This window comes from Streptomyces sp. NPDC050388 (assembly GCF_040655635.1).
Taxonomy (GTDB): domain Bacteria; phylum Actinomycetota; class Actinomycetes; order Streptomycetales; family Streptomycetaceae; genus Streptomyces.
On record NZ_JBFAKH010000070.1, the window covers coordinates 21,934 to 40,698 of the forward strand.

Here is an 18,765-nt window from a genome sequence, read left to right on the forward strand (position 1 = left end):
CCCACGTGAACGACTCGAACGGCTTGACCGGCGACGTGAACGGCGCGCGCGTGCACGACGACCCGCACGCGGGCGGCGCGGCGTCCACGGGGTACCGGGTGTGGGCCGTCGCGGGCCTGCCCGAGGTCCGTCGGGGGGACGACCTGGCCAAGCTGATCGCGGCCGCGGAGCCGGGGCTGGCCGACGGCGACGTGCTGCTCGTCACCTCCAAAATCGTCTCCAAGGCGGAGGGCCGGATGCTGGAGGCGTCCGACCGGGAGGCCGCGATCGACGCGGAGACGGTACGGGTGGTGGCCCGGCGCGGCGCCCTGCGCATCGTGGAGAACCGGCAGGGCCTCGTCATGGCCGCGGCCGGGGTCGACGCGTCCAACACCCCGGCCGGCACGGTGCTGTTGCTGCCCGAGGACCCGGACGGGTCCGCGCGGGCGATCCGCGCGGGCCTGCGCGACGCCCTGGGGGTCACGGTCGGCGTGCTGGTCACCGACACCTTCGGGCGCCCCTGGCGCGCGGGGCTGACGGACGTCGCGATCGGCGCCGCGGGCGTGCACGTACTGGACGACCTGCGCGGCGGCACGGACGCGCACGGCAATCCGCTCGGCGCCACCGTCGTCGCCACCGCCGACGAACTCGCCGCGGCGGGCGACCTGGTCAAGGGCAAGGCCGCCGGCCTGCCGGTGGCCGTCGTCCGCGGGCTGCCCGGCCTGGTCACGGCCGACGACGACCACGGCGACGGCGCACGGGCCCTGGTCCGCGACTCCCGCGACGACATGTTCCGGCTCGGCACGTCGGAGGCGGTACGGCAGGCGGTGACCCGGCGCCGCACGGTACGGGCCTTCACCGACGAGCCCGTCGACCCGGGGTCGGTGCGCCGCGCGGTGGCCGCGGCCGTGACGGCTCCGGCACCGCACCACACCACACCGTGGCGTTTCGTCCTGCTGGAGTCCCCGGAGTCCCGTCTCCGCCTGCTGGACGCCATGCGGGACGCCTGGATCGCGGACCTGCGCCGGGACGGAAAGACGGAGGAGTCCATCGCCAAGCGCGTCCGCCGCGGCGACGTCCTGCGCAACGCGCCCTGTCTGGTCGTGCCCTGCCTGGTCATGGACGGCTCGCACACCTACGGGGACGCGCGGCGGGACGCCGCCGAGCGGGAGATGTTCGTGGTCGCGACGGGCGCCGGCGTGCAGAACTTCCTGGTCGCCCTGGCCGGTGAGCGGCTGGGCTCGGCCTGGGTGTCGTCGACGATGTTCTGCCGGGACGTGGTCCGCGAGGTCCTGGACCTGCCCGCGGACTGGGACCCGATGGGCGCGGTGGCGATCGGCCATCCCGCTGAGGAGCCCCGGCCACGACCGGAGCGGGACGCGGGCGCGTTCATCGAGGTGCGGTGAACCGGACGCGCGGGACGCCTACCCTCATAGGAGCCCCAGCCCGCCGGCCGGGCGGAGCCCCGCTCCGGTGGGGCTTCGCGCGCTCCCCCCTCTTTCCCGCATCTCCTCCGTCTCCCGCTCCCCACTCCCCGGAATCTTCTCTGTGGCAGGACGTTTCGCTCCCCGGCCCGCTCGCACGACCGTGCGAGGCGGACGGACCGCCGTACCCACGGGGGTGCCCCGCCAGGCACCGGCCCCGGCCCTGGTGCGGAGCTGGGTGCCGGAGGGGCCGCTGGACCTCGGTCTGGTCCTCGCGCCGCTGCGGCGCGGGCCCGGGGACCCGACGTTCCGCGCGCTGCCGGACGGCTCCTTCTGGCGGGCGAGCCTGACGCCCACCGGGCCGGGGACGCTGCGGGTGACGCGGCACGGTGGCGAGGTGCGGGGCGAGGCCTGGGGACCCGGCGCCGACTGGCTCCTGGAGCGGCTGCCGGACCTGCTCGGGGCCGCGGACGACCCGGCGGGGTTCGTCCCCCGGCACAAGGTGCTGGCGCTCACCGGGCACCGGCGTCCGGGGCTGCGGCTGCTGCGGACCGGGCTGGTGCTGGAGTCGCTGATCCCGTCGGTCCTGGAGCAGAAGGTCACCACCGACGAGGCGTACCGGGCGTGGCGGCTGTTGGTACGGAAGTACGGGGAGCAGGCACCCGGGCCCGCGCCCGAACGGATGTCGGTGATGCCGTCACCCCGGACCTGGGCGCTGATCCCCTCCTGGGAGTGGCACCGGGCCGGCGTCGACGACAAGCGGGCGTCCACGGTCCTGCGGGCGGTGCGCGTCTCCGCGCGGCTGGAGGAGGCGGCCGGGATGGCTCCGGCGGCGGCGCGGGCGCGGCTGGAGCTGGTGCCGGGCATCGGTCCGTGGACGTCCACGGAGACGGTGCAGCGCAGTCACGGCTCGGCGGACGAGGTGACCGTGGGGGACCTGCACCTGCCGGGCATCGTGGGGTGGGCCCTCGCCGGGGACCGGGACGCGGACGACGCGGTGATGCTCGAACTGCTGGAGCCGTATGCCGGGCAGCGGCACCGGGCGGCCCGGCTGATCCTGCTGAGCGGAAGAACGCCGGCTCGGCGGGCCCCGAAGAGGCCGCGCTGGGACATCGGACGGCTCTGAGGCCCGAGCCCCCAGCCGTCCGATGCCCCAGTCGTCGAGCCCCCAGCAGTCCGTGCCCTCAACCGGCCCCGCCCCGGGCCGGGGCGGGCCGGGCCGGGCCGGGCCGGTTTCCGCCCGGCTACTCGTCCGAGGAGAACCGCACCGCCCCCGCCGGTATTCGCGTGTCGCACCACACCCGCACCCCGTCCCGGAGTTCGTTGCGGGCGCCGATGACCGCGCCGTCGCCTATGACCGTCCCGGTGAGGACCGACCGCTCCCCCACCCGCGCGCGCGTGCCGATCAGCGAGTCGGTGACGACCGCGCCGGGTTCGATGACCGCACCCGGCAGGATCGTGCTGCCGAAGACGCGCGCGCCCTCCGCCACGAACGCGCCCTCGCCCACCACCGTCCCGCCCGCCAGCTTGGCGTCCGGTGCCACCGTCGCCGTCGGCAGGACCAGCCGGTCGCCGCAGCGGCCGGGGACCGCCGGGGACGGGGCGCGGCCCAGCACCAGGTCCGCGGAGCCGCGGACGAAGGCGGCCGGGGTACCGAGGTCCAGCCAGTACGTGGAGTCGACCAGACCCTGGAGGTGTGCCCCCGCCGACAGCAGGCCCGGGAACGTCTCCCGCTCCACCGAGACCGGCCGGCCCGTCGGGATCGTGTCGATGACCGAGCGGCGGAACACGTACGCCCCCGCGTTGATCTGGTCGGTGACGATCTCCTCGGGCGTCTGCGGCTTCTCCAGGAACGCCAGGACCCTGCCCGTGTCGTCCGTGGGCACCAGTCCGTACGCCCGTGGGTCGGTCACCTTCGTCAGGTGCAGCGAGACGTCCGCGCCCGTCGTCTCGTGGGTGCGCACCAGCGCCCGGATGTCCAGGCCCGTGAGGATGTCGCCGTTGAAGATCAGCACGGGTTCGTCCGGGCCGGAGTGCAGCCGGGAGGCGACGTTGCGGATCGCGCCGCCCGTGCCGAGCGGCTCCACCTCCGTCACGTACTCGATGTGGAGCCCCAGCGACGACCCGTCGCCGAAGTACGGTTCGAAGACCTCGGCCAGATAGGACGTGGCCAGGACGATGTGCTCGACGCCCGCCGCTCTCGCTCTCGCCAGCTGGTGCGTGAGGAAGGGCACCCCGGCAGCCCGGACCATGGGCTTCGGTGTGTGCACCGTGAGCGGGCGCAACCGCGTGCCCTTGCCGCCGACCAGGAGGATCGCTTCTGTCACCTGTCGTCTCTGCTTCCTGCCGGGACCGGCCGAACTGTCTTTCGGCCGGCCAGTTTATGCAGACCGTTCCACAGCGCTTTCGACGGTGTGTCTCCGGCAGGAAGGGGCCCGGCCCGGCGGCTCCGCGCAGATCAGCGGCCCTGGTAACCGGCCGCCGTGGAGCGGGTGATGCCGAGCTGGTCGTAGAGCTTCCCCCCTGGGCACAGGGTGTTGAACCCGTCCCGGTGGCCGGAGATCACGTTCAGTCGTACCTTCGTTCCTTTTGCGTAGAGATTGCCACCGCCGGACGTCAGATATGTCTCCGCGTTCGGATCCACGCCGTACAGCCCGAGCTTCCACGCGGTGAGCCGGGCGACGCCCTTCACCGCCGAGCCCGACGGTTCCGTGGAGTCGTACGTGCCGAGAACCGCCACCCCCATGGTGTCGGAGTTGAACCCCAGAGTGTGGGCGCCCAGGACCGGCTCCGCCACTCCCCCGGCACGGCCCTCGTAGACCTTTCCGCACTTGTCGACGAGGAAGTTGTAGCCGATGTCCCGCCAGCCCATGCTCTTCGTGTGGTAGCGGTAGATACCACGGATGAGCGAGGGTGCCTCCTCGCACGTGTAGTCGTTGCCGGAGGCGGTGTGGTGCACGAAGGCCGCATCGATCTCGTCCGTGTAGACGAACCCCTCGGCCCGCAGGCTCTCGTCCGCCCCCCAGTCGGCCCGCGTGACGATGTCGGGACGCGGGCCGACGTACGGATTCGCCCGCTGCCGCGCGACCGTTCCTTTCCGCTGCGCGCCGGTGCCGCCCGTCGCGCCGTCTGCGGACGGGGTGCCCTCGCCGGGGTCGACGAGTTCGAGGCGCATCCCGGACGGCAGCGGCAGGGCTGTGTTCTCGGCGTTCCCCGCGTTCTCGGCGTCCTCGGCGTTCCCCGCGTTCTCGGCGTCCTCGGCGGCCGTACCGGTGTGCCCCGGGCTTCCGGGCTCCGCCAGGACCCTGATCTCCACTCCGTCCGAGTCACCCACCCACAGCGGTGCGGTGGCGCCGCGGACCCGGCTCGAGGCGCGTTCCCCGCTGTCGGAGGTGCCGGGGTCGGCCGCGTGGTCGGCGTTGTGGGCCTCGACGTCCCGCCAGTCGGACCAGGAGCCGGTGCGGACCGCGCGGGTGCGGACCTGGACCCGTCCCTGAAGTGCGGCGGCGGGGTCGTCCCAGACGACGCCGAGGAGGGAGAAGTTCCTTACGGACCGGGGGGTCAGGCCGAACGTGGCGGCGCCGGAGGCACGGTCGGGGTCGAGGGGTTGCAGGGGCAGCGACTCGGTGCCGCCGGTGGTACCGGACCCGGCCGTCACCGCCGCACGCGGAGCCACCCGGGTCGGCTGCCCCGGTCCCGCGGTCGCCGCGCCGGCGGACGGCGCAAGGGGGAGCGCGAGAGCGGTCGCGCAGGTGACACCGATGGCGGAAGCAGGAAGTCTACGCATGCCCCTGATCTTGGACATAGTCACACAAATATGTCCATCGGGGAATTGACGGGCTGTCGGGGTCCGTTCCACCGAACCGGTGCCCCCGCCGCCCGGTGCGCACAGCCGCGTCCGCGTACGCTTGCACGGGTGAACGCCACCGACCGCACCCCCGCCGACCTGCTGGGTTCCGCGCTCGCCGCGGACCCGGGACGCCCCCTGGTGACCTTCTACGACGACGCCACGGGCGAACGCGTCGAATTGTCCGTGGCCACCTTCGCCAACTGGGTGGCCAAGACCGCGAACCTGCTCCAGGACGAACTGTCCGCCGAGCCGGGCGACCGCGTGTCCCTCCTGCTGCCCGCGCACTGGCAGACAGCCGTGTGGCTGCTGGCGTGCGCGTCGGTGGGCGCGGTCGCGGACGTGTCCGGCGACCCGGCGGCCGCCGACGTCGTGGTGAGCGGGCCGGACTCGCTGGAGGCCGCGCGGGCGTGCTCGGGCGCGCGGATCGCGCTGGCGCTCAAGCCGCTCGGGGGACGCTTCCCGCAGCCTCCGGAGGGCTTCGCCGACTACGCCGTGGAGGTGCCGGGGCAGGGCGACCGGTTCGCGCCGTACGCGCCGGTCGACCCCGAGGCTCCGGCGCTGATCGCGGCGGGGCGGGAGTTCACCGGGGCCGAGGTGGTGGAACGGGCCCGCGCGGAGGCCACGGACCTCGGGCTGACCGGACCGGGCTCGCGCATCCTCTCGGGCCTGCCGTACGACACGTGGGAGGGACTGCACGCGGGCCTGTACGGGCCGCTGGCGACCGGCGGTTCGGTGGTGTTGTGCCGCCACCTGGACCGGCTCGGGGACGGGGCCCTGGACAAGCGCGTCGAAAGCGAGCGGGTCACGGTCATCTCCCGCTAGCGGGCGGCTTCGCCGCGCCCCGGCCCCGCTCGACGCGGACGGACTCGTCCGAACCGAACCCGCCGGGCCGCACCCCGTTCGCCGCGCCCCGTCCCCCGTACGGCTCAGCAGTGCCCGCCTCCGCCCCGCATCCGGGTCATCGTCGTATCAGCGGCACGCACGGCACGTACGGCTTCCACCGCACGCCGTACGCAGTGAGGGGTGGACCGGTCATGAGCGACACCGCAGGCGCGTCCCCCGCGGGCGCGGGGGACGGACGTGCCCTCGGGCCGGGGACGGGGGCCTCGGCGAGCGGGACGGGGCTGGCGCGGCGCAGGCGGCGACGGTGGGTGCGGGGCACCGGGCTCGGTCTCGTCACGCTGCTCGCCCTGGCCGCCGGGACCGGGTGGGCGGTGTACGTGAAGCTCGACGGGAACATCACGCCGGACGAGGCGGCCGCGGCCGAACTCACGCGGTTCGAGAAGGAACGGCCCACCGCGCTGGTCAAGGAGGCCCGGAACATCCTGCTGATCGGCTCGGACTCGCGCTCCGGGGACGACAACCGCCGCTACGGCCGGGACTCGGGGACGGAGCGGTCCGACACCGCGATCCTGCTGCACCTGTCGGCGGGCCGGCGCAGCGCCACCGCCGTGTCCCTGCCCCGTGACCTGATGGTGGCCGTGCCGGGCTGCCTGCGCGGGGACGGCACCCGTGCCGAGCCCGTGTTCGCGATGTTCAACCATGCCTTCCAGCGGGGTGGTTCGGCCTGCGCCATCCGCACCGTCGAGAAGCTCACCGGCATTCGCGTGGACCATCACATCGTCGTGGACTTCCACGGTTTCAAGGAGATGGTCGAGGCGGTCGACGGCGTCGAGGTGTGCCTGCGCGAGCCCATCGACGACAAGGCGGCGAAACTGAGACTGCCCGCGGGCCGGGTGACGCTGAACGGGGAACAGGCCCTCGGTTATGTCCGCGCCCGCAAGTCGCTCGGTGACGGCAGCGACACGCACCGTATGGAACGTCAGCAGCGGTTCCTCGGGGCACTCGTCAACAAGGTCCGCGGCAATGACGTTCTACTGAATCCGGTGAAGCTGTATCCCGTTCTGGACGCCGCCACTTCGGCGCTGACGACCGACCCGGAACTGGCGAGTCTGCGCGGTTTGTACGAACTCGTCCGCGGGCTGCGCGAGATTCCCACGGAGCACACGCAATTCCTCACCGTCCCGCGGGAGCCATATGTCGCCGACGCCCATCGGGACCAACTCGCCCAGCCCGAGGCGGAGGCGCTGTTCGAGCGGTTGCGCAGGGACGCCTCGGTGACGGTCGCACAGGAGGCGGCACAGGGCTCCGGCACCGGAACCGACTCCGGCACACCGCCCGGGAATTCGGACGACAGCGGCACGGACAGTGACGGAAAGGTCACTCGGAAGGAATCTGCGGAACCGTCCGGGTCCCCTTCCCCCACGCCCACATTCTCCGGGAACACGGCGGCCGAGGACGGCTGCGCGTAAAGCCGGCGCACAGTCGACTCCAAGATTGCGAAGTCATGTCAAGGGATATGCGCGAATTGCCCAGTTGTAGGGACATGGAATGTGCCACCGGCGTCGCCGGAAGTCATTCCGTGCCGTTAGTGTGAGCGCTCCGGTGCGCGCGCACCCGAGGTTCGTCCTGCAGTCGCGCACTGCGTGACCGACCGGGCGCCCAGGAGGGGAAGGGCGCCGCGTGGCACCGACGGAGGACTCAAACGACCGTGGACGCGCAAGGCCGTGGGCGGGGCAACGACATGGACCCCGCAGACCAGTGGGTACTCAACCCGGACACCGGCGATTACGAACTGCGACTGAACAATTCCGCACCGCAGTCGACGGTCCCCACTCCTCGTAGACCGCGCCCCGCCGACGTGGGTGCGGGCAAAGGCGCGGGCGCACCGCGTGGTCGCGGCGACGCGCCCGGACGCGCGCCGGAGCGGCCTCCCGGCCGCAGGGCGGCCAAACGCGGGGCGACCGAACCCGAGGCGGCTGAAAGTGAGGCACCGTCGCCGCGCAGGCGCCGGGGTGCGCCGGAGGAGCCGCCGGGCCGGCGCGGGCGCCGTCCGGTGAAGAAGAAGTCGAAGGCGAAGAAGATCCTGCTCTGGACGGGCGGGACGATGGCGTTCGTGGTGCTCGCCACCGGCGTGGGCGGCTACCTGTATCTGGAGCACCTCAGCGACAACATCAACACCGTCTCCGACGACGGCGCGAGCACCGGTGGCTTCCGGAAGGACGAGGCCATCAACATCCTGCTGATCGGCACCGACAAGCGCACCGGCTCCGGCAACGAGGGCTACGGCGACAAGAACAGCGCCGGACACGCCGACACCACGCTCCTGCTGCACGTCTCCAAGGACCGCACCAACGCCACCGCTCTCAGCATCCCGCGCGACCTCATCGTCGACATCCCCGACTGCCCCACGACGCTGGAGGACGGGACCCAGAAGGTGATCCCGGGCACCAGGAACCGCTTCAACACCAGCCTCGGCCAGAACGAACGCACACCGAGCTGTACCATGCGGACCGTCACCGAGCTGACCGGGATCAAGCCGGACAACTTCATGGTGGCGGACTTCAACGCGATCAAGACGCTCACCACAGCGGTCGGCGGGGTCGAGGTCTGTGTCGCCGAGGACGTCGACGACCCGTACTCCAAGCTCCAACTGACCGCCGGCCCCCACACCATCGAGGGCGAGCAGGCGCTGGCCTTCGTCCGCACCCGGAAGGCGTGGGGCAACAAGGGCGACCTCGACCGCATCAAGGTGCAGCAGCAGTTCCTCGGCGCGCTGATGCGGCAGTTGAAGTCCAGCGACACCCTCACCAGCCCGTCGAAGATGATCAAGCTGGCGGAGGCGGGCACCGAGGCACTCACCGTCGACTCCCAGCTGGACAGCATCAACAAGCTGAAGGACCTCGGTCTGGAGTTGGGCAAGCTCAACGTCAAGAACCTGACGTTCACCACGCTGCCGGTGAAGGACAACCCCGCGGAGACGGTGAAGGCGACCGTCGTCCTCGACGAGGCCAAGGCGTCTCAGGTGTTCGACCTGATCAAGAACGACGTGTCGTTCACCGAGGTCAAGCAGCAGGAGAAGAAGGAGAAGGCCGCCGTCGCCGCCCGCCTCAAGGGCCCCAAAGCAGAGGCCTCCGAGGTGCGGGTGCAGGTCTTCAACGGCGGCGCCCCGTCGGGCAGCGCCCAGGACATGCTCAACTGGCTCCAGCTCGAGGAGGGCGTCAGCAAGTCGGAGAACGCCGGGAACGCCCCGGAGACGCTGAAGAAGACCACCCTCGAGTACGCGCCCGACCAGGCCGACCAGGCCCGCCGCCTCGCCGACATCCTCGGCCTGTCCGGATCCGGAATGAAGCCCGGCAAGAGCGCCACCAACGCCCAGGGACTGCCCACCATGACACTGACCCTCGGCGAGGACTTCAAGGGTGCGGGCATATCCTTGACGACTCCGTCCAAGGCGCCGGACGAAGTCGTCAAGGACGCGTCCACGGCGGACAAGGTCGAGTGCGCCGAGTGACCTGCCGGGCAGGCCACCGGGTGCCCCTGTAGGGCGGGTCCTACGGCAGGCAGGGAGCCGACAGCGCCATTTCCCCACCCAATAGGGCGGTTTGCCCCGTTCTGGAGACGAGGAATTCGTCACTGAAGCCACTTCTCGCTCAGGCGGGCGGCTAATGTGAACGCTCCAGTGCCCCGGCCGCGAGGACCGTCCTGGCGTCGCGCACGGTGGTGACCAGTACGCGCGGACACCCTCTGGAGGGGGAGGATGCCGCGTGGCCCGGACGGAGGATTCGGACGAGCGTGGACGCGCAGAGCCGTGGGCGGGCGGACAACGTCGACCCCGCAGACCAATGGATACTCAACCCGGCCACCGGTGAATACGAACTGCGACTGGGCCCCTCCGCACCGCAGTCACCCGTCCCGGGCCCCCGCCACAGCGGCCACCACGCGTACGATGCCGCGCCCGGCCGCACCCGGGCGCCCGGCCGTGAGGTCCCGCCTCCGCGGCGGCGCGGTGCCCCCGAGGCGCCGCCCGGACGGCGCGGCGACCGGCCGGCGCAGCGGAGGCCGAGGGCGAGGAAGGCCCTGCTGTGGGCGGGCGGGACGATGGCGTTCGTGGTGCTCGCCACCGGCACGGCCGGCTACGTCTACCTGAAGCACCTCGAAGGCAACGTCCACACGACCGACGTCGGCGACGCGGGCTCGAGCAACTTCAGCAAGGACGAGGCCTTCAACATCCTGGTCCTCGGCACCGACAAGCGCACCGGCTCCGGCAACGAGGGCTACGGCGACAAGAACAGCGCCGGACACGCGGACACCACGATCCTGCTGCACGTCTCCGAGGACCGCACCAACGCCACCGCGCTCAGCATCCCGCGCGACCTCATCGTCGACATCCCCGACTGCCCGACGAAGCTGGAGGACGGGACGGAGAAGGTGATCCCGGGGCTGCAGGGCGCCCGGTTCAACCGCAGCCTCGGCGAGGGCGGCCGGGACCCGGGCTGCACGATGCGCACCGTGGAGGAGGCCACCGGCATCTCCGTCGACCATTTCATGATGGCCGACTTCAACGCGGTCAAGACCCTCACCACGGCGGTCGACGGCGTCAAGGTGTGCCTGGAACACGCCGTCGACGACAAGCAGTCGAAGCTGAAGCTGCCGGCGGGCGAGTCGACGGTGGCGGGCGAGGACGCCCTCGCCTTCGTCCGTACCCGGCACAGCTTCGGCAACGAGGGCGACCTCGACCGGATCAAGGTGCAGCAGCACTTCCTGGCCTCGCTGATGCGCAAGATGTCCTCCAGCGACACCCTCACCAGTCCCACCAGGCTGGTGAAGCTGGCCGAGGCCGCCACCGACGCGCTGACCGTGGACACCGGTATCGGCAAGGTGAGCACGCTCAAGGACGTCGCCCTGGAGCTGAAGAAAGTACCGACGAAGAACATCTCCTTCACCACGGTCCCGGTGAGGGACAACCCCGCGGAGACGGTGAAGGCCACCGTCGTCCTCGACGAGGCCAAGGCACCCCAGCTCTTCGCGGCGATCGCGAACGACGTGTCGCTGACCGAGGTCGAGCAGCAGGAGAAGAAGGAGAAGAAGACCGCCGTCGCCGCCCGCCTCAAGGGCCCCAAAGCAGAGGCCTCCGAGGTCCGGGTGCGGGTCTTCAACGGCGGCGCCCCGTCGGGCAGCGCCCAGGACATGCTCAACCGGCTCCAGCTCGAGGAGGGCGTCAGCAAGTCGGAGAACGCCGGCAACGCCCCGAAGACACTGAAGAAGACCACCCTCGAGTACGCGCCCGACCAGGCCGACCAGGCCCGCCGCCTCGCCGACATCCTCGGCCTGTCCGGCTCCGGGATGAAACCCGGCAAGAGCGCCACCAACGCCCAGGGACTGCCCACCATGACACTGACCCTCGGCGAGGACTTCACGGACGCCGGGGCACAGCTCGACGGCTCCGCGGCCGGGGCGCCGGACGTGGAGAAGTCCACGGCCGACAAGGTGGAGTGCGCGAGCTGACGTTCAGCCGAGCGAGTGCGAACCCTCACCAAAAGTTGTTGAATCGGTTGCGCTCCGCGCGCAACTGACGGGCCCTTCGTGCGTCTAACACAACGCAGGACGGGCCTTGTTCCATGACGCGAGGAGTACCAGGGGTGGGGAGGACGGCGGCAGTGACGCAGAGCGCCGCACGGAGGACACTCCGCGACGACCGGCGTGAGCCGGAGGACGGCTCGGCCGGCGGCCCGGCCGACAAAGCGTCCGACGGCGACGGCGGGGACATACCGGCGTCCGGCGCGGACGGCGGCCACCGCCCGCGGCGCCGGGTGCTCAAGTGGTTCGCGGCGGTCCTCGCGCTGCTCCTCATCGGCTCGGCCGGAGCCGGCTACGTCTACTACCGGCACCTGAACGGCAACATCAAGCAGAACCCGCTGAACCTGGGCGACCACAAGGTCGCCGAGCCGACGCCGAACGCCGCCGGACAGACCCCGTTGAACATCCTGCTGATCGGCTCCGACGCACGGGACAGCGAGGAGAACCAGCAACTCGGCGGCGCCCGGGAGACGTTCGGCTCGACACCGCTGGCCGATGTGCAGATGCTGCTGCACCTGTCCGCCGACCGGACCAACATGTCCGTGATCAGCATGCCCCGCGACACCCTCGTCCAGATCCCCCAGTGCACCGACCCCGAAGACGGGACCGTGTACGAGGCGAGCAAGGGGCGGACCATGACCAACCAGAGCCTCGGGCACGGCGGTCCGGGCTGCACCGTGGCCACCTGGCAGGAGCTCACCGGCATCCACATCGACCACTTCGTCATGGTCGACTTCGCCGGCGTGGTCGCCATGGCGGACGCCGTCGGCGGTGTCCCGGTGTGCGTGGACGCCAACATCCTCTCCCGCGACAGCAAGGGCCACGGCTCCGGGCTGAAGCTGCCCGAGGGCACCCACCCGGTCAAGGGCAAGCAGGCCCTGCAGTGGCTGCGTACGCGCTACGGCTTCGGGGACGGCAGCGACCTCGCCCGCGCCAAGGCCCAGCACATGTACATGAACTCACTGGTCCGGGAACTGCGGGAGAACGCCACCCTGAGCAGCCCCAACAAGCTGCGCAGGCTGGCCGAGGAGGCCACCCGGGCGCTCACCGTCGACCCCGGCCTCGACACCGTCAAGAAGCTGTACGACCTCAGCACCGAGCTGCGCAAGGTGGAGCCGGAGCGCGTCACCATGACCACGATGCCGAACCGGTACGTGGGCGCCCGGGTGGAGCCGACCGAGGACGCCGAGCAGCTCTTCCGGCTGGTCCGCGAGGACATCGCGCTGGACGGCAAGGACGAGAAGCCGACGGAGGCCGAGGAGAAGGCCACGTCCACCGAACCGGCCGCCCCCGACGCCCGGATCGCGGTCCAGGTCGTCAACGGCACCCGCACCGACGCCCTGGCCGCGGCGCCCGACCGCGCGAGCACCGTGACCGGAATCCTGCGGGAGAAGGGCTTCACCGGTGCGTTCGCCGGTACCGCCGGTTCCCTCGGCAGGGAGCGGACGGTGGTGCAGTACCCGAGCGCCGACCTGGAGGGCGACGCGCATCGCGTCGCCGAGGTCCTGGGCATTCCGGAGAGTGCGGTGCGGCGGTCCACCGACGTCTCCGGGGTCACGCTCGTCGTGGGCGCCGACTGGCGTGAGGGGACGACGTACGAGGCCCCCGAACAGGACGACACCACCCCCGAGTCGGCCGAGGCCCTCAACGGCGCGGACGACACGGCCTGCATGAAGGTCAATCCGGCGTTCACCTGGTCCTGACACGGCAGGGCCCCTTCCCGCGCGCGGGAAGGGGCCCTGCGGTGTCCGCGGTGAAGGCGGGTCAGGTGGCAGGGGCGTCCGCGTGGACCGCGGGCCGACGGGAGGCGATGACCTTCTTCGCGAGCGAGCGCGGGCTGGTCAGGAAGCCCCAGCCCCACGACATGTGCATGGTGCCCAGCGCCACCGGTATCCGCAGCCGCGCCTTCAGCGGCAGCCCCTTGCCGGCGGGTACGGAGCCCAGCACGATCGCCGCGAGGTACCCGCCGGGCACCACGAAGCCCCACGGCGTGAGCGCCGCGCCCACCACGGTTCCGGCCGCGATCGCGCACACCGCGGCCGGCGGGGCCAGGTACCGCAGGTTGATGGAACCGGAGTGGTAGCGGGCGACGACGTGCCGCCAACGGCCGTAGTCCTTGTACTGCTTGGCCAGCGCCCGCACGCTCGGCCGGGGCCGGTACGACACCTTCAGCTCCGGCGAGAACCAGACCAGCCCACCGGCCTCGCGGATACGGAAGTTCAGCTCCCAGTCCTGGGCGCGGATGAACTCCACGTTGTAGCCGCCCTGCCGCTCCAGCGCCTCGCGCCGGAACACCCCGAGGTAGACGGTCTCGGCGGGGCCCGCCGCGCCACCGGTGTGGAAGGCCGCGTTGCCGACGCCTATCCGCGAGGTCATCGCGGCGGCGACCGCGCGCTCCCAGTCGTTCTCCCCCTCGGCGTGCATGATGCCGCCGACGTTCTGCGCGCCGGTCTCCTCGAGGAGCCGTACCGCGGTGGTGATGTAGCCCGGCGAGAGCATCCCGTGCCCGTCGACGCGGACCACGACCGGATGGCGCGAGGCCTTGATCGCCGCGTTGAGGGCGGCCGGGGTGCGACCGGTCGGGTTGGGCACGGTACGCACCCGCGGGTCCTCGGCCACGAGTTCGGCGGCGATCTCGTCCGTGCGGTCCGTGGACGGACCGAGGGCGATCACGACCTCCATCTCGCCGGCGTACTCCTGGGCGAGGATCGCGTGGACGGCGCCACGCAGATACCTTTCCTCGTTGAGGACGGGCATGATCACGGAAACGGCGGGGTGCCGCACGTCGGGATTGGCGTTCATAGGGGCCTCACGTTACCGCGAACGGGGGACAGCGCTGCGCGCGCCGGGTGCGGCTGCGCCGGGCCGCAGATCGTATCGGCCTACGGTGCTCGGGATCCCGGGCACGGCTCCGTACGGCCCCGTACGGTCCCGCGGCCCTCGTACGGCCCTCGTCCGGAGGTGTCCTCCTTTTGCCCCCGCAGCCACCGTCCCCCCGCCCCCGCCCGCGCCCCCGCACCGGGCCGCAGCGCCGTCCGCGACCGCCCGGCCGGGGCGGGCCGAGACCGGTGGGGCGCCGGAAGCCCCGCTGGGGCATGCGGGCGGTGACCACGCTGTCGGTCGTGGTGCTCGCCTCCGCCGGGATCGGGCACGCGGTGGTCACCAGCCTCGACTCGGGGATCGACCGGGTCGACCCGTTCCGGGACATGAAGAACCGTCCCGAGGCGGGCCACGGCATGAACGTCCTCCTCGTCGGCACGGACGGCCGCGAGAAGCTCGACGAGGAGCAGCGGCGGAAGTACCGGCTCGGCGGGGCGCCCTGCAACTGCACCGACACCATCATGATCGTGCACATCTCGGAGGACCGGGAGCGGGCCAGCGTCGTCAGCCTGCCGCGCGACTCGTACGCCATGACGCCCCCGCACACCGACCGGGTGAGCGGCGAGGAGCACGAGGGGCACCCCGTCAAACTGAACGCGGCGTACGCGGAGGGCGGGCCGCAGCTGACCGTGCGCACGGTGGAGAAGATGACCCGGGTGAAGATCGACCACTACCTGGAGCTCGATTTCACCAGCTTCATGAAGACCGTCGACGTGGTCGGCGGTGTCGAGCTGTGCACCACCGAACCGCTGAAGGACAGCCACACCGGCCTCGACCTGCCCGCCGGCCGGCACACCCTGCGGGGCGGCGAGGCCCTGCAGTACGTACGCGCCCGGTACGTCGACGGCGCCGCCGACCTCGGCCGGATGAAACGCCAGCAGCGCTTCATGGCGGCGCTGGTGGACCGGGCCACGTCCTCCGGGGTCCTGCTGAACCCGATGAAGTTCCGGGACGTGACCCGCGCGGTGCTCGGTTCGGTCCGCGCCGACAAGGGCTTCGGCACCGACGAACTGCTGGACCTGGGGCGGGCGATGCGGAACTTCTCGCCCTCCTCCTCCGAGTTCACCACCGTGCCGCTCGCGAGGACGGGGGTCGCGGTCGAGGGCCTCGGCTCGACCCTGAAGTGGCACCCCGAGAAGTCGCAGCGCATCTTCGAGGCGCTGCGCGAGGACAAGCCGCTCTCCACGCACTCCTCGCCCGACGCGGCGCTGCGCGTCCCGGTGGACCCCCGGCAGATCCACGTCCAGGTCGAGAACGGCACCGGGATCCAGGGGCTCGGCCGCCGCGTGGACGCGGCACTCGCGGCGACCGGCTTCAACACCACCCGCGCCCCCGTCAACGCGGCGGACCGCTCCGTACGGCGGACCGTCGTCGCCCACGATCCCCGCTGGGACCGCTCCGCGAAGTCCCTCGCCGCAGCCCTGCCGGGCAGTGAACTGCGTGCGGTGAAGGGCCAGGGCGCCACCCTGAAGGTGATCGCCGGCAGCGACTTCGAGAAGGTCCGCAAGGTCCGGGCCGAGGACCCCGGGAAGGACGAGTTCGGAGTGGTGCGGGGCGACGAGGCAGGGTGCTCGTAGGACCGCGACGGAGGTGCGCGGGGCCGCGGGAAGCGGGCACGCGGGACGTGGGACCGGTCGGATCGGCCGGGTCGCTCGAGTCAGTCAGGTCAGTCAGGTCAGTCGGAGATCCCGTCCGCCGCCCGCTTCTCGCGCAGCTCCATGATGGCGCGGCGACGGGCCAGGCGGTGGGTGCGGCGGATCTGGGCCTCCTGGCTGCGGCGCCGGTCCCGCTCGGTCTCCGGTATCACCGGCGGCACCCGGCGCGGCTTGCCGTCGGCGTCGACGGCCGCGAAGACGAGGTAGGCGGAGCCGACCTGGGTGGGCGGGGCGGACTCGTTCCAGCGCTCGGCCAGGACCCGCACGCCGATCTCCATGGACGTCCGGCCGGCCCAGTTGACCTGGGCCTTCACATGGACCAGGTCGCCGACGCGGACCGGCTCCAGGAAGGCCATCTCGTCCATGGAGGCGGTGACGGCGGGTCCTCCGGAGTGGCGGCCGGCGACCGCGCCCGCCGCGTCGTCGACCAGTTTCATGATCACGCCGCCGTGCACCGTACCCAGCAGGTTGGTGTCGTTGTGGGTCATGATGTGGCTGAGGGTCGTCCGCGACGCCGAGGTGGGCTTGCCCGGGATGTCGGGACTCTCCGTGGGTGCGGCTGGAGCCTGATCTGTCATGGCCTCCACCTTATGCCGAGGTCGCATCCGGGGAATTTGTGTCAGCTTGGCAACAGCGCTGCTGTTATTTCCCGGTGACTGGTACGGCACGCGGCCCGGACCTGCACACTGTTGCGCATGACTAACTGGCCCGAGGCATGGCCCCAGGACGACCGCGGCGCCCGCTACGGACGCGGAAGCGGGAGCGCGCAGCCCGAGAGCGCCCGCGTCATGCGACAGGTCCGCCGCGGCTCGGCGGTCCCGCCCGGCCAGGGGGCGTACGGCCGCGGAGTGCCGCCGCAGGCGTCGTACGTGGACGGCCGCGGGCACGGCGGCTACGACAGCGGTTACAACACCGGCCAGGTCTACGGGTCCCCCGCCGGGGGCGGCCACGGCGGACCGGGCGACGACGGCCGTTACGCGAGCGGTCCCGCGCCGGACTGGCGCCGTCGCATCAAGCTGACGGCGATCACGGTCGCGACGCTGCTGGTCGTGACGACCGTCGGCACCTACTTCTGGGCCGACTCCAAGCTCAACCGCGAGGTCGACCTGTCCATCGTCATCGACCGGCCGGAGGCGGGCGAGGGCACGAACTACCTGATCGTCGGCTCCGACAGCCGGGCCGGGCTGACCGACGAGCAGAAGAAGAAGCTGCGCACCGGGTCCGCCGAGGGCAAGCGCACGGACTCGATGATGATCCTGCACACCGGCAGCAACGGTCCCACCCTGATCTCGCTGCCCCGCGACTCGAACGTGGAGATACCCACCTTCAAGGGCTCCGAGTCCGGCAAGACGTTCCAGGGCACGGGCCGGCAGGTGAAGCTGAACGCCGCGTACGCGGAGGACGGCCCCGAACTCCTGGTCCGCACGGTCGAGTTCAACACGGGCCTGCACATCGACCACTACGTGGAGATCGGCTTCGCCGGCTTCGCGAACATCGTGGACGCGGTCGGCGGCGTGGAGATGGACATACCGCAGGACATCAAGGACACCAAGTCCGGCGCCGACTTCAAGAAGGGCAAGCAGACCCTGAACGGCGAGGAGGCCCTCGCCTTCGTCCGCACCCGGTACGCGCTGGCCGGCTCCGACCTGGACCGTACGAAGAACCAGCAGAAGTTCCTCTCCGCCCTCTCGAGCCAGGTGGCGACGCCGAGCACGGTCCTGAACCCGTTCAAGCTGTACCCGACCATGGGCGCGGGCCTGGACTCCCTGATCGTCGACGAGGAGATGGGCCTGTTCGACCTGGCCGGCATGTTCTGGGCGATGAAGGGCGTCAGCGGCGGCGACGGCACCTCCATGAACATGCCCATCGCGGGTTCCTCCGGCGGCAACCTGCTCTGGGACAAGGCGAAGGTCAAGCAGCTGGTGACCCAGCTGAACAACGACGAGAAGGTCACCGTCAAGGGCAACTGACCCCACAACGGGCCGAGGGCACCGGCGAACGGCGCCCTCGGCTGTGTCCGGCGGCTGTGCCGGGCGGTGTCACATCGTGGCGCCCGCCATGGCACGGCAGGACTCGGCACACCGGCGACAGGACTCCGCGCAGCGCGTCATCCGCTCGTCGTCCGGCATGGACATGCACGCCTCGGCGCACAGGTCACAGGCCTTGGCGCACATCGCGCACATCTCGGCGGCGAGCGGCGAGCGGCGCATCATCATGTCGGCGCACATGCGGGTCATCTCGGAGCAGTCCATGAGCGCCCGCATGATCTGCGTGGGGGCCTGGTCGGTCATCTGCAGACAGGAGCTCATGGTCTCCTCGCAGATGCTGTGGCAGGACATGCACGCGTTGACGCAGTCCTGCATCTCCTTGCTCATCGGGGTCGTGGCGGCAGACTGCTGGGTCATGATTCCTCCCGGGGCGGCGAGGGCCGGATTCCTCCCCCGCCCCTCCGTCCTACGCCTGCCGCCCCATGAGCACCACAGGAGGGGCGCAACCCGCCGTCACGGCAGGTTGCGGGCCATGACGATGCGCTGGACCTGGTTGGTGCCCTCGTAGA

General features: G+C 71.6%; 14 protein-coding genes. 9 read left to right on the forward strand and 5 right to left on the reverse strand.

The window, feature by feature from the left end; genetic code table 11:
- Nucleotides 1-50: 50 nt before the first annotated feature.
- Nucleotides 51-1,385: a coenzyme F420-0:L-glutamate ligase gene (locus tag AB0I73_RS30790; protein ID WP_363042864.1), complete on the forward strand. Its 1,335-nt coding sequence runs from the start codon at nucleotides 51-53 to the stop codon at nucleotides 1,383-1,385.
- A gap of 142 nt (nucleotides 1,386-1,527) precedes the next feature.
- Nucleotides 1,528-2,529, forward strand: a complete 1,002-nt coding sequence (locus AB0I73_RS30795; RefSeq protein WP_363042838.1) for a DNA-3-methyladenine glycosylase 2 family protein — start codon at nucleotides 1,528-1,530, stop codon at nucleotides 2,527-2,529.
- 118 nt (nucleotides 2,530-2,647) lie between these two features.
- On the opposite strand, the gene AB0I73_RS30800 is transcribed toward AB0I73_RS30795, so the two are convergent.
- Together AB0I73_RS30800 and AB0I73_RS30805 are read right to left on the reverse strand one after the other, a co-directional pair.
- Entirely contained in the window at nucleotides 2,648-3,730 is a 1,083-nt protein-coding gene (locus tag AB0I73_RS30800; RefSeq protein ID WP_363042840.1) for an NDP-sugar synthase, read from the reverse strand.
- A gap of 131 nt (nucleotides 3,731-3,861) precedes the next feature.
- The gene (locus AB0I73_RS30805; RefSeq protein ID WP_363042842.1) at nucleotides 3,862-5,190 is read right to left on the reverse strand and encodes a peptidoglycan recognition protein; all 1,329 of its coding nucleotides are present in this window, start codon (nucleotides 5,188-5,190) and stop codon (nucleotides 3,862-3,864) included.
- Nucleotides 5,191-5,319: 129 nt separating this feature from the next.
- Between AB0I73_RS30805 and AB0I73_RS30810 the strand changes: the two genes are divergently transcribed.
- The 5 genes from AB0I73_RS30810 (at nucleotide 5,320) to AB0I73_RS30830 (ending at nucleotide 13,376) form a co-directional block, all read left to right on the forward strand.
- Nucleotides 5,320-6,075: a TIGR03089 family protein gene (locus AB0I73_RS30810; protein WP_363042844.1), complete on the forward strand. Its 756-nt coding sequence runs from the start codon at nucleotides 5,320-5,322 to the stop codon at nucleotides 6,073-6,075.
- A gap of 212 nt (nucleotides 6,076-6,287) precedes the next feature.
- Nucleotides 6,288-7,565 carry an LCP family protein gene (locus tag AB0I73_RS30815; RefSeq protein WP_363042846.1) on the forward strand — a complete coding sequence of 426 codons (1,278 nt, stop codon included), beginning with the start codon at nucleotides 6,288-6,290 and terminating at the stop codon, nucleotides 7,563-7,565.
- 239 nt (nucleotides 7,566-7,804) lie between these two features.
- Complete coding sequence (locus AB0I73_RS30820; RefSeq protein WP_363042848.1) at nucleotides 7,805-9,607, forward strand: LCP family protein; 1,803 nt, start codon at nucleotides 7,805-7,807, stop codon at nucleotides 9,605-9,607.
- Nucleotides 9,608-9,888: 281 nt separating this feature from the next.
- A complete protein-coding gene (locus AB0I73_RS30825; protein ID WP_363042850.1) occupies nucleotides 9,889-11,601 on the forward strand; it encodes an LCP family protein in 1,713 nt (570 codons plus the stop codon).
- A gap of 152 nt (nucleotides 11,602-11,753) precedes the next feature.
- Complete coding sequence (locus tag AB0I73_RS30830) at nucleotides 11,754-13,376, forward strand: LCP family protein (RefSeq protein ID WP_363042852.1); 1,623 nt, start codon at nucleotides 11,754-11,756, stop codon at nucleotides 13,374-13,376.
- A 61-nt stretch (nucleotides 13,377-13,437) separates the two neighbouring features.
- Here the strand turns inward: AB0I73_RS30830 and AB0I73_RS30835 are convergent, their stop codons facing one another.
- Entirely contained in the window at nucleotides 13,438-14,475 is a 1,038-nt protein-coding gene (locus AB0I73_RS30835; protein WP_363042854.1) for a glycosyltransferase family 2 protein, read from the reverse strand.
- Nucleotides 14,476-14,768: 293 nt separating this feature from the next.
- Between AB0I73_RS30835 and AB0I73_RS30840 the strand changes: the two genes are divergently transcribed.
- Nucleotides 14,769-16,130, forward strand: a complete 1,362-nt coding sequence (locus AB0I73_RS30840) for an LCP family protein (RefSeq protein ID WP_363042856.1) — start codon at nucleotides 14,769-14,771, stop codon at nucleotides 16,128-16,130.
- Between the two features lie 98 nt (nucleotides 16,131-16,228).
- Here AB0I73_RS30840 and AB0I73_RS30845 read toward each other — a convergent pair whose 3' ends face one another.
- Nucleotides 16,229-16,786, reverse strand: coding sequence for an acyl-CoA thioesterase (locus AB0I73_RS30845; RefSeq protein WP_363042858.1), 558 nt, complete (start codon nucleotides 16,784-16,786; stop codon nucleotides 16,229-16,231).
- A 117-nt stretch (nucleotides 16,787-16,903) separates the two neighbouring features.
- Here AB0I73_RS30845 and AB0I73_RS30850 point away from each other — a divergent pair, with 117 nt between their 5' ends.
- Nucleotides 16,904-18,178, forward strand: a complete 1,275-nt coding sequence (locus AB0I73_RS30850; protein ID WP_363042860.1) for an LCP family protein — start codon at nucleotides 16,904-16,906, stop codon at nucleotides 18,176-18,178.
- A gap of 69 nt (nucleotides 18,179-18,247) precedes the next feature.
- Here AB0I73_RS30850 and AB0I73_RS30855 read toward each other — a convergent pair whose 3' ends face one another.
- A complete protein-coding gene (locus tag AB0I73_RS30855) occupies nucleotides 18,248-18,613 on the reverse strand; it encodes a four-helix bundle copper-binding protein (protein WP_363042862.1) in 366 nt (121 codons plus the stop codon).
- Nucleotides 18,614-18,765 lie beyond the last annotated feature (152 nt).

Coding starts and splice junctions, on each gene's coding strand:
- AB0I73_RS30805 (WP_363042842.1), bottom strand. CDS start 5,190: ATGCGTAGACTTCCTGCTTCCGCCATCGGTGTCACCTGCGCGACCGCT.
- AB0I73_RS30855 (WP_363042862.1), bottom strand. CDS start 18,613: ATGACCCAGCAGTCTGCCGCCACGACCCCGATGAGCAAGGAGATGCAG.
- AB0I73_RS30840 (WP_363042856.1), top strand. CDS start 14,769: ATGCGGGCGGTGACCACGCTGTCGGTCGTGGTGCTCGCCTCCGCCGGG.
- AB0I73_RS30815 (WP_363042846.1), top strand. CDS start 6,288: ATGAGCGACACCGCAGGCGCGTCCCCCGCGGGCGCGGGGGACGGACGT.
- AB0I73_RS30835 (WP_363042854.1), bottom strand. CDS start 14,475: ATGAACGCCAATCCCGACGTGCGGCACCCCGCCGTTTCCGTGATCATG.
- AB0I73_RS30845 (WP_363042858.1), bottom strand. CDS start 16,786: ATGACAGATCAGGCTCCAGCCGCACCCACGGAGAGTCCCGACATCCCG.
- AB0I73_RS30850 (WP_363042860.1), top strand. CDS start 16,904: ATGACTAACTGGCCCGAGGCATGGCCCCAGGACGACCGCGGCGCCCGC.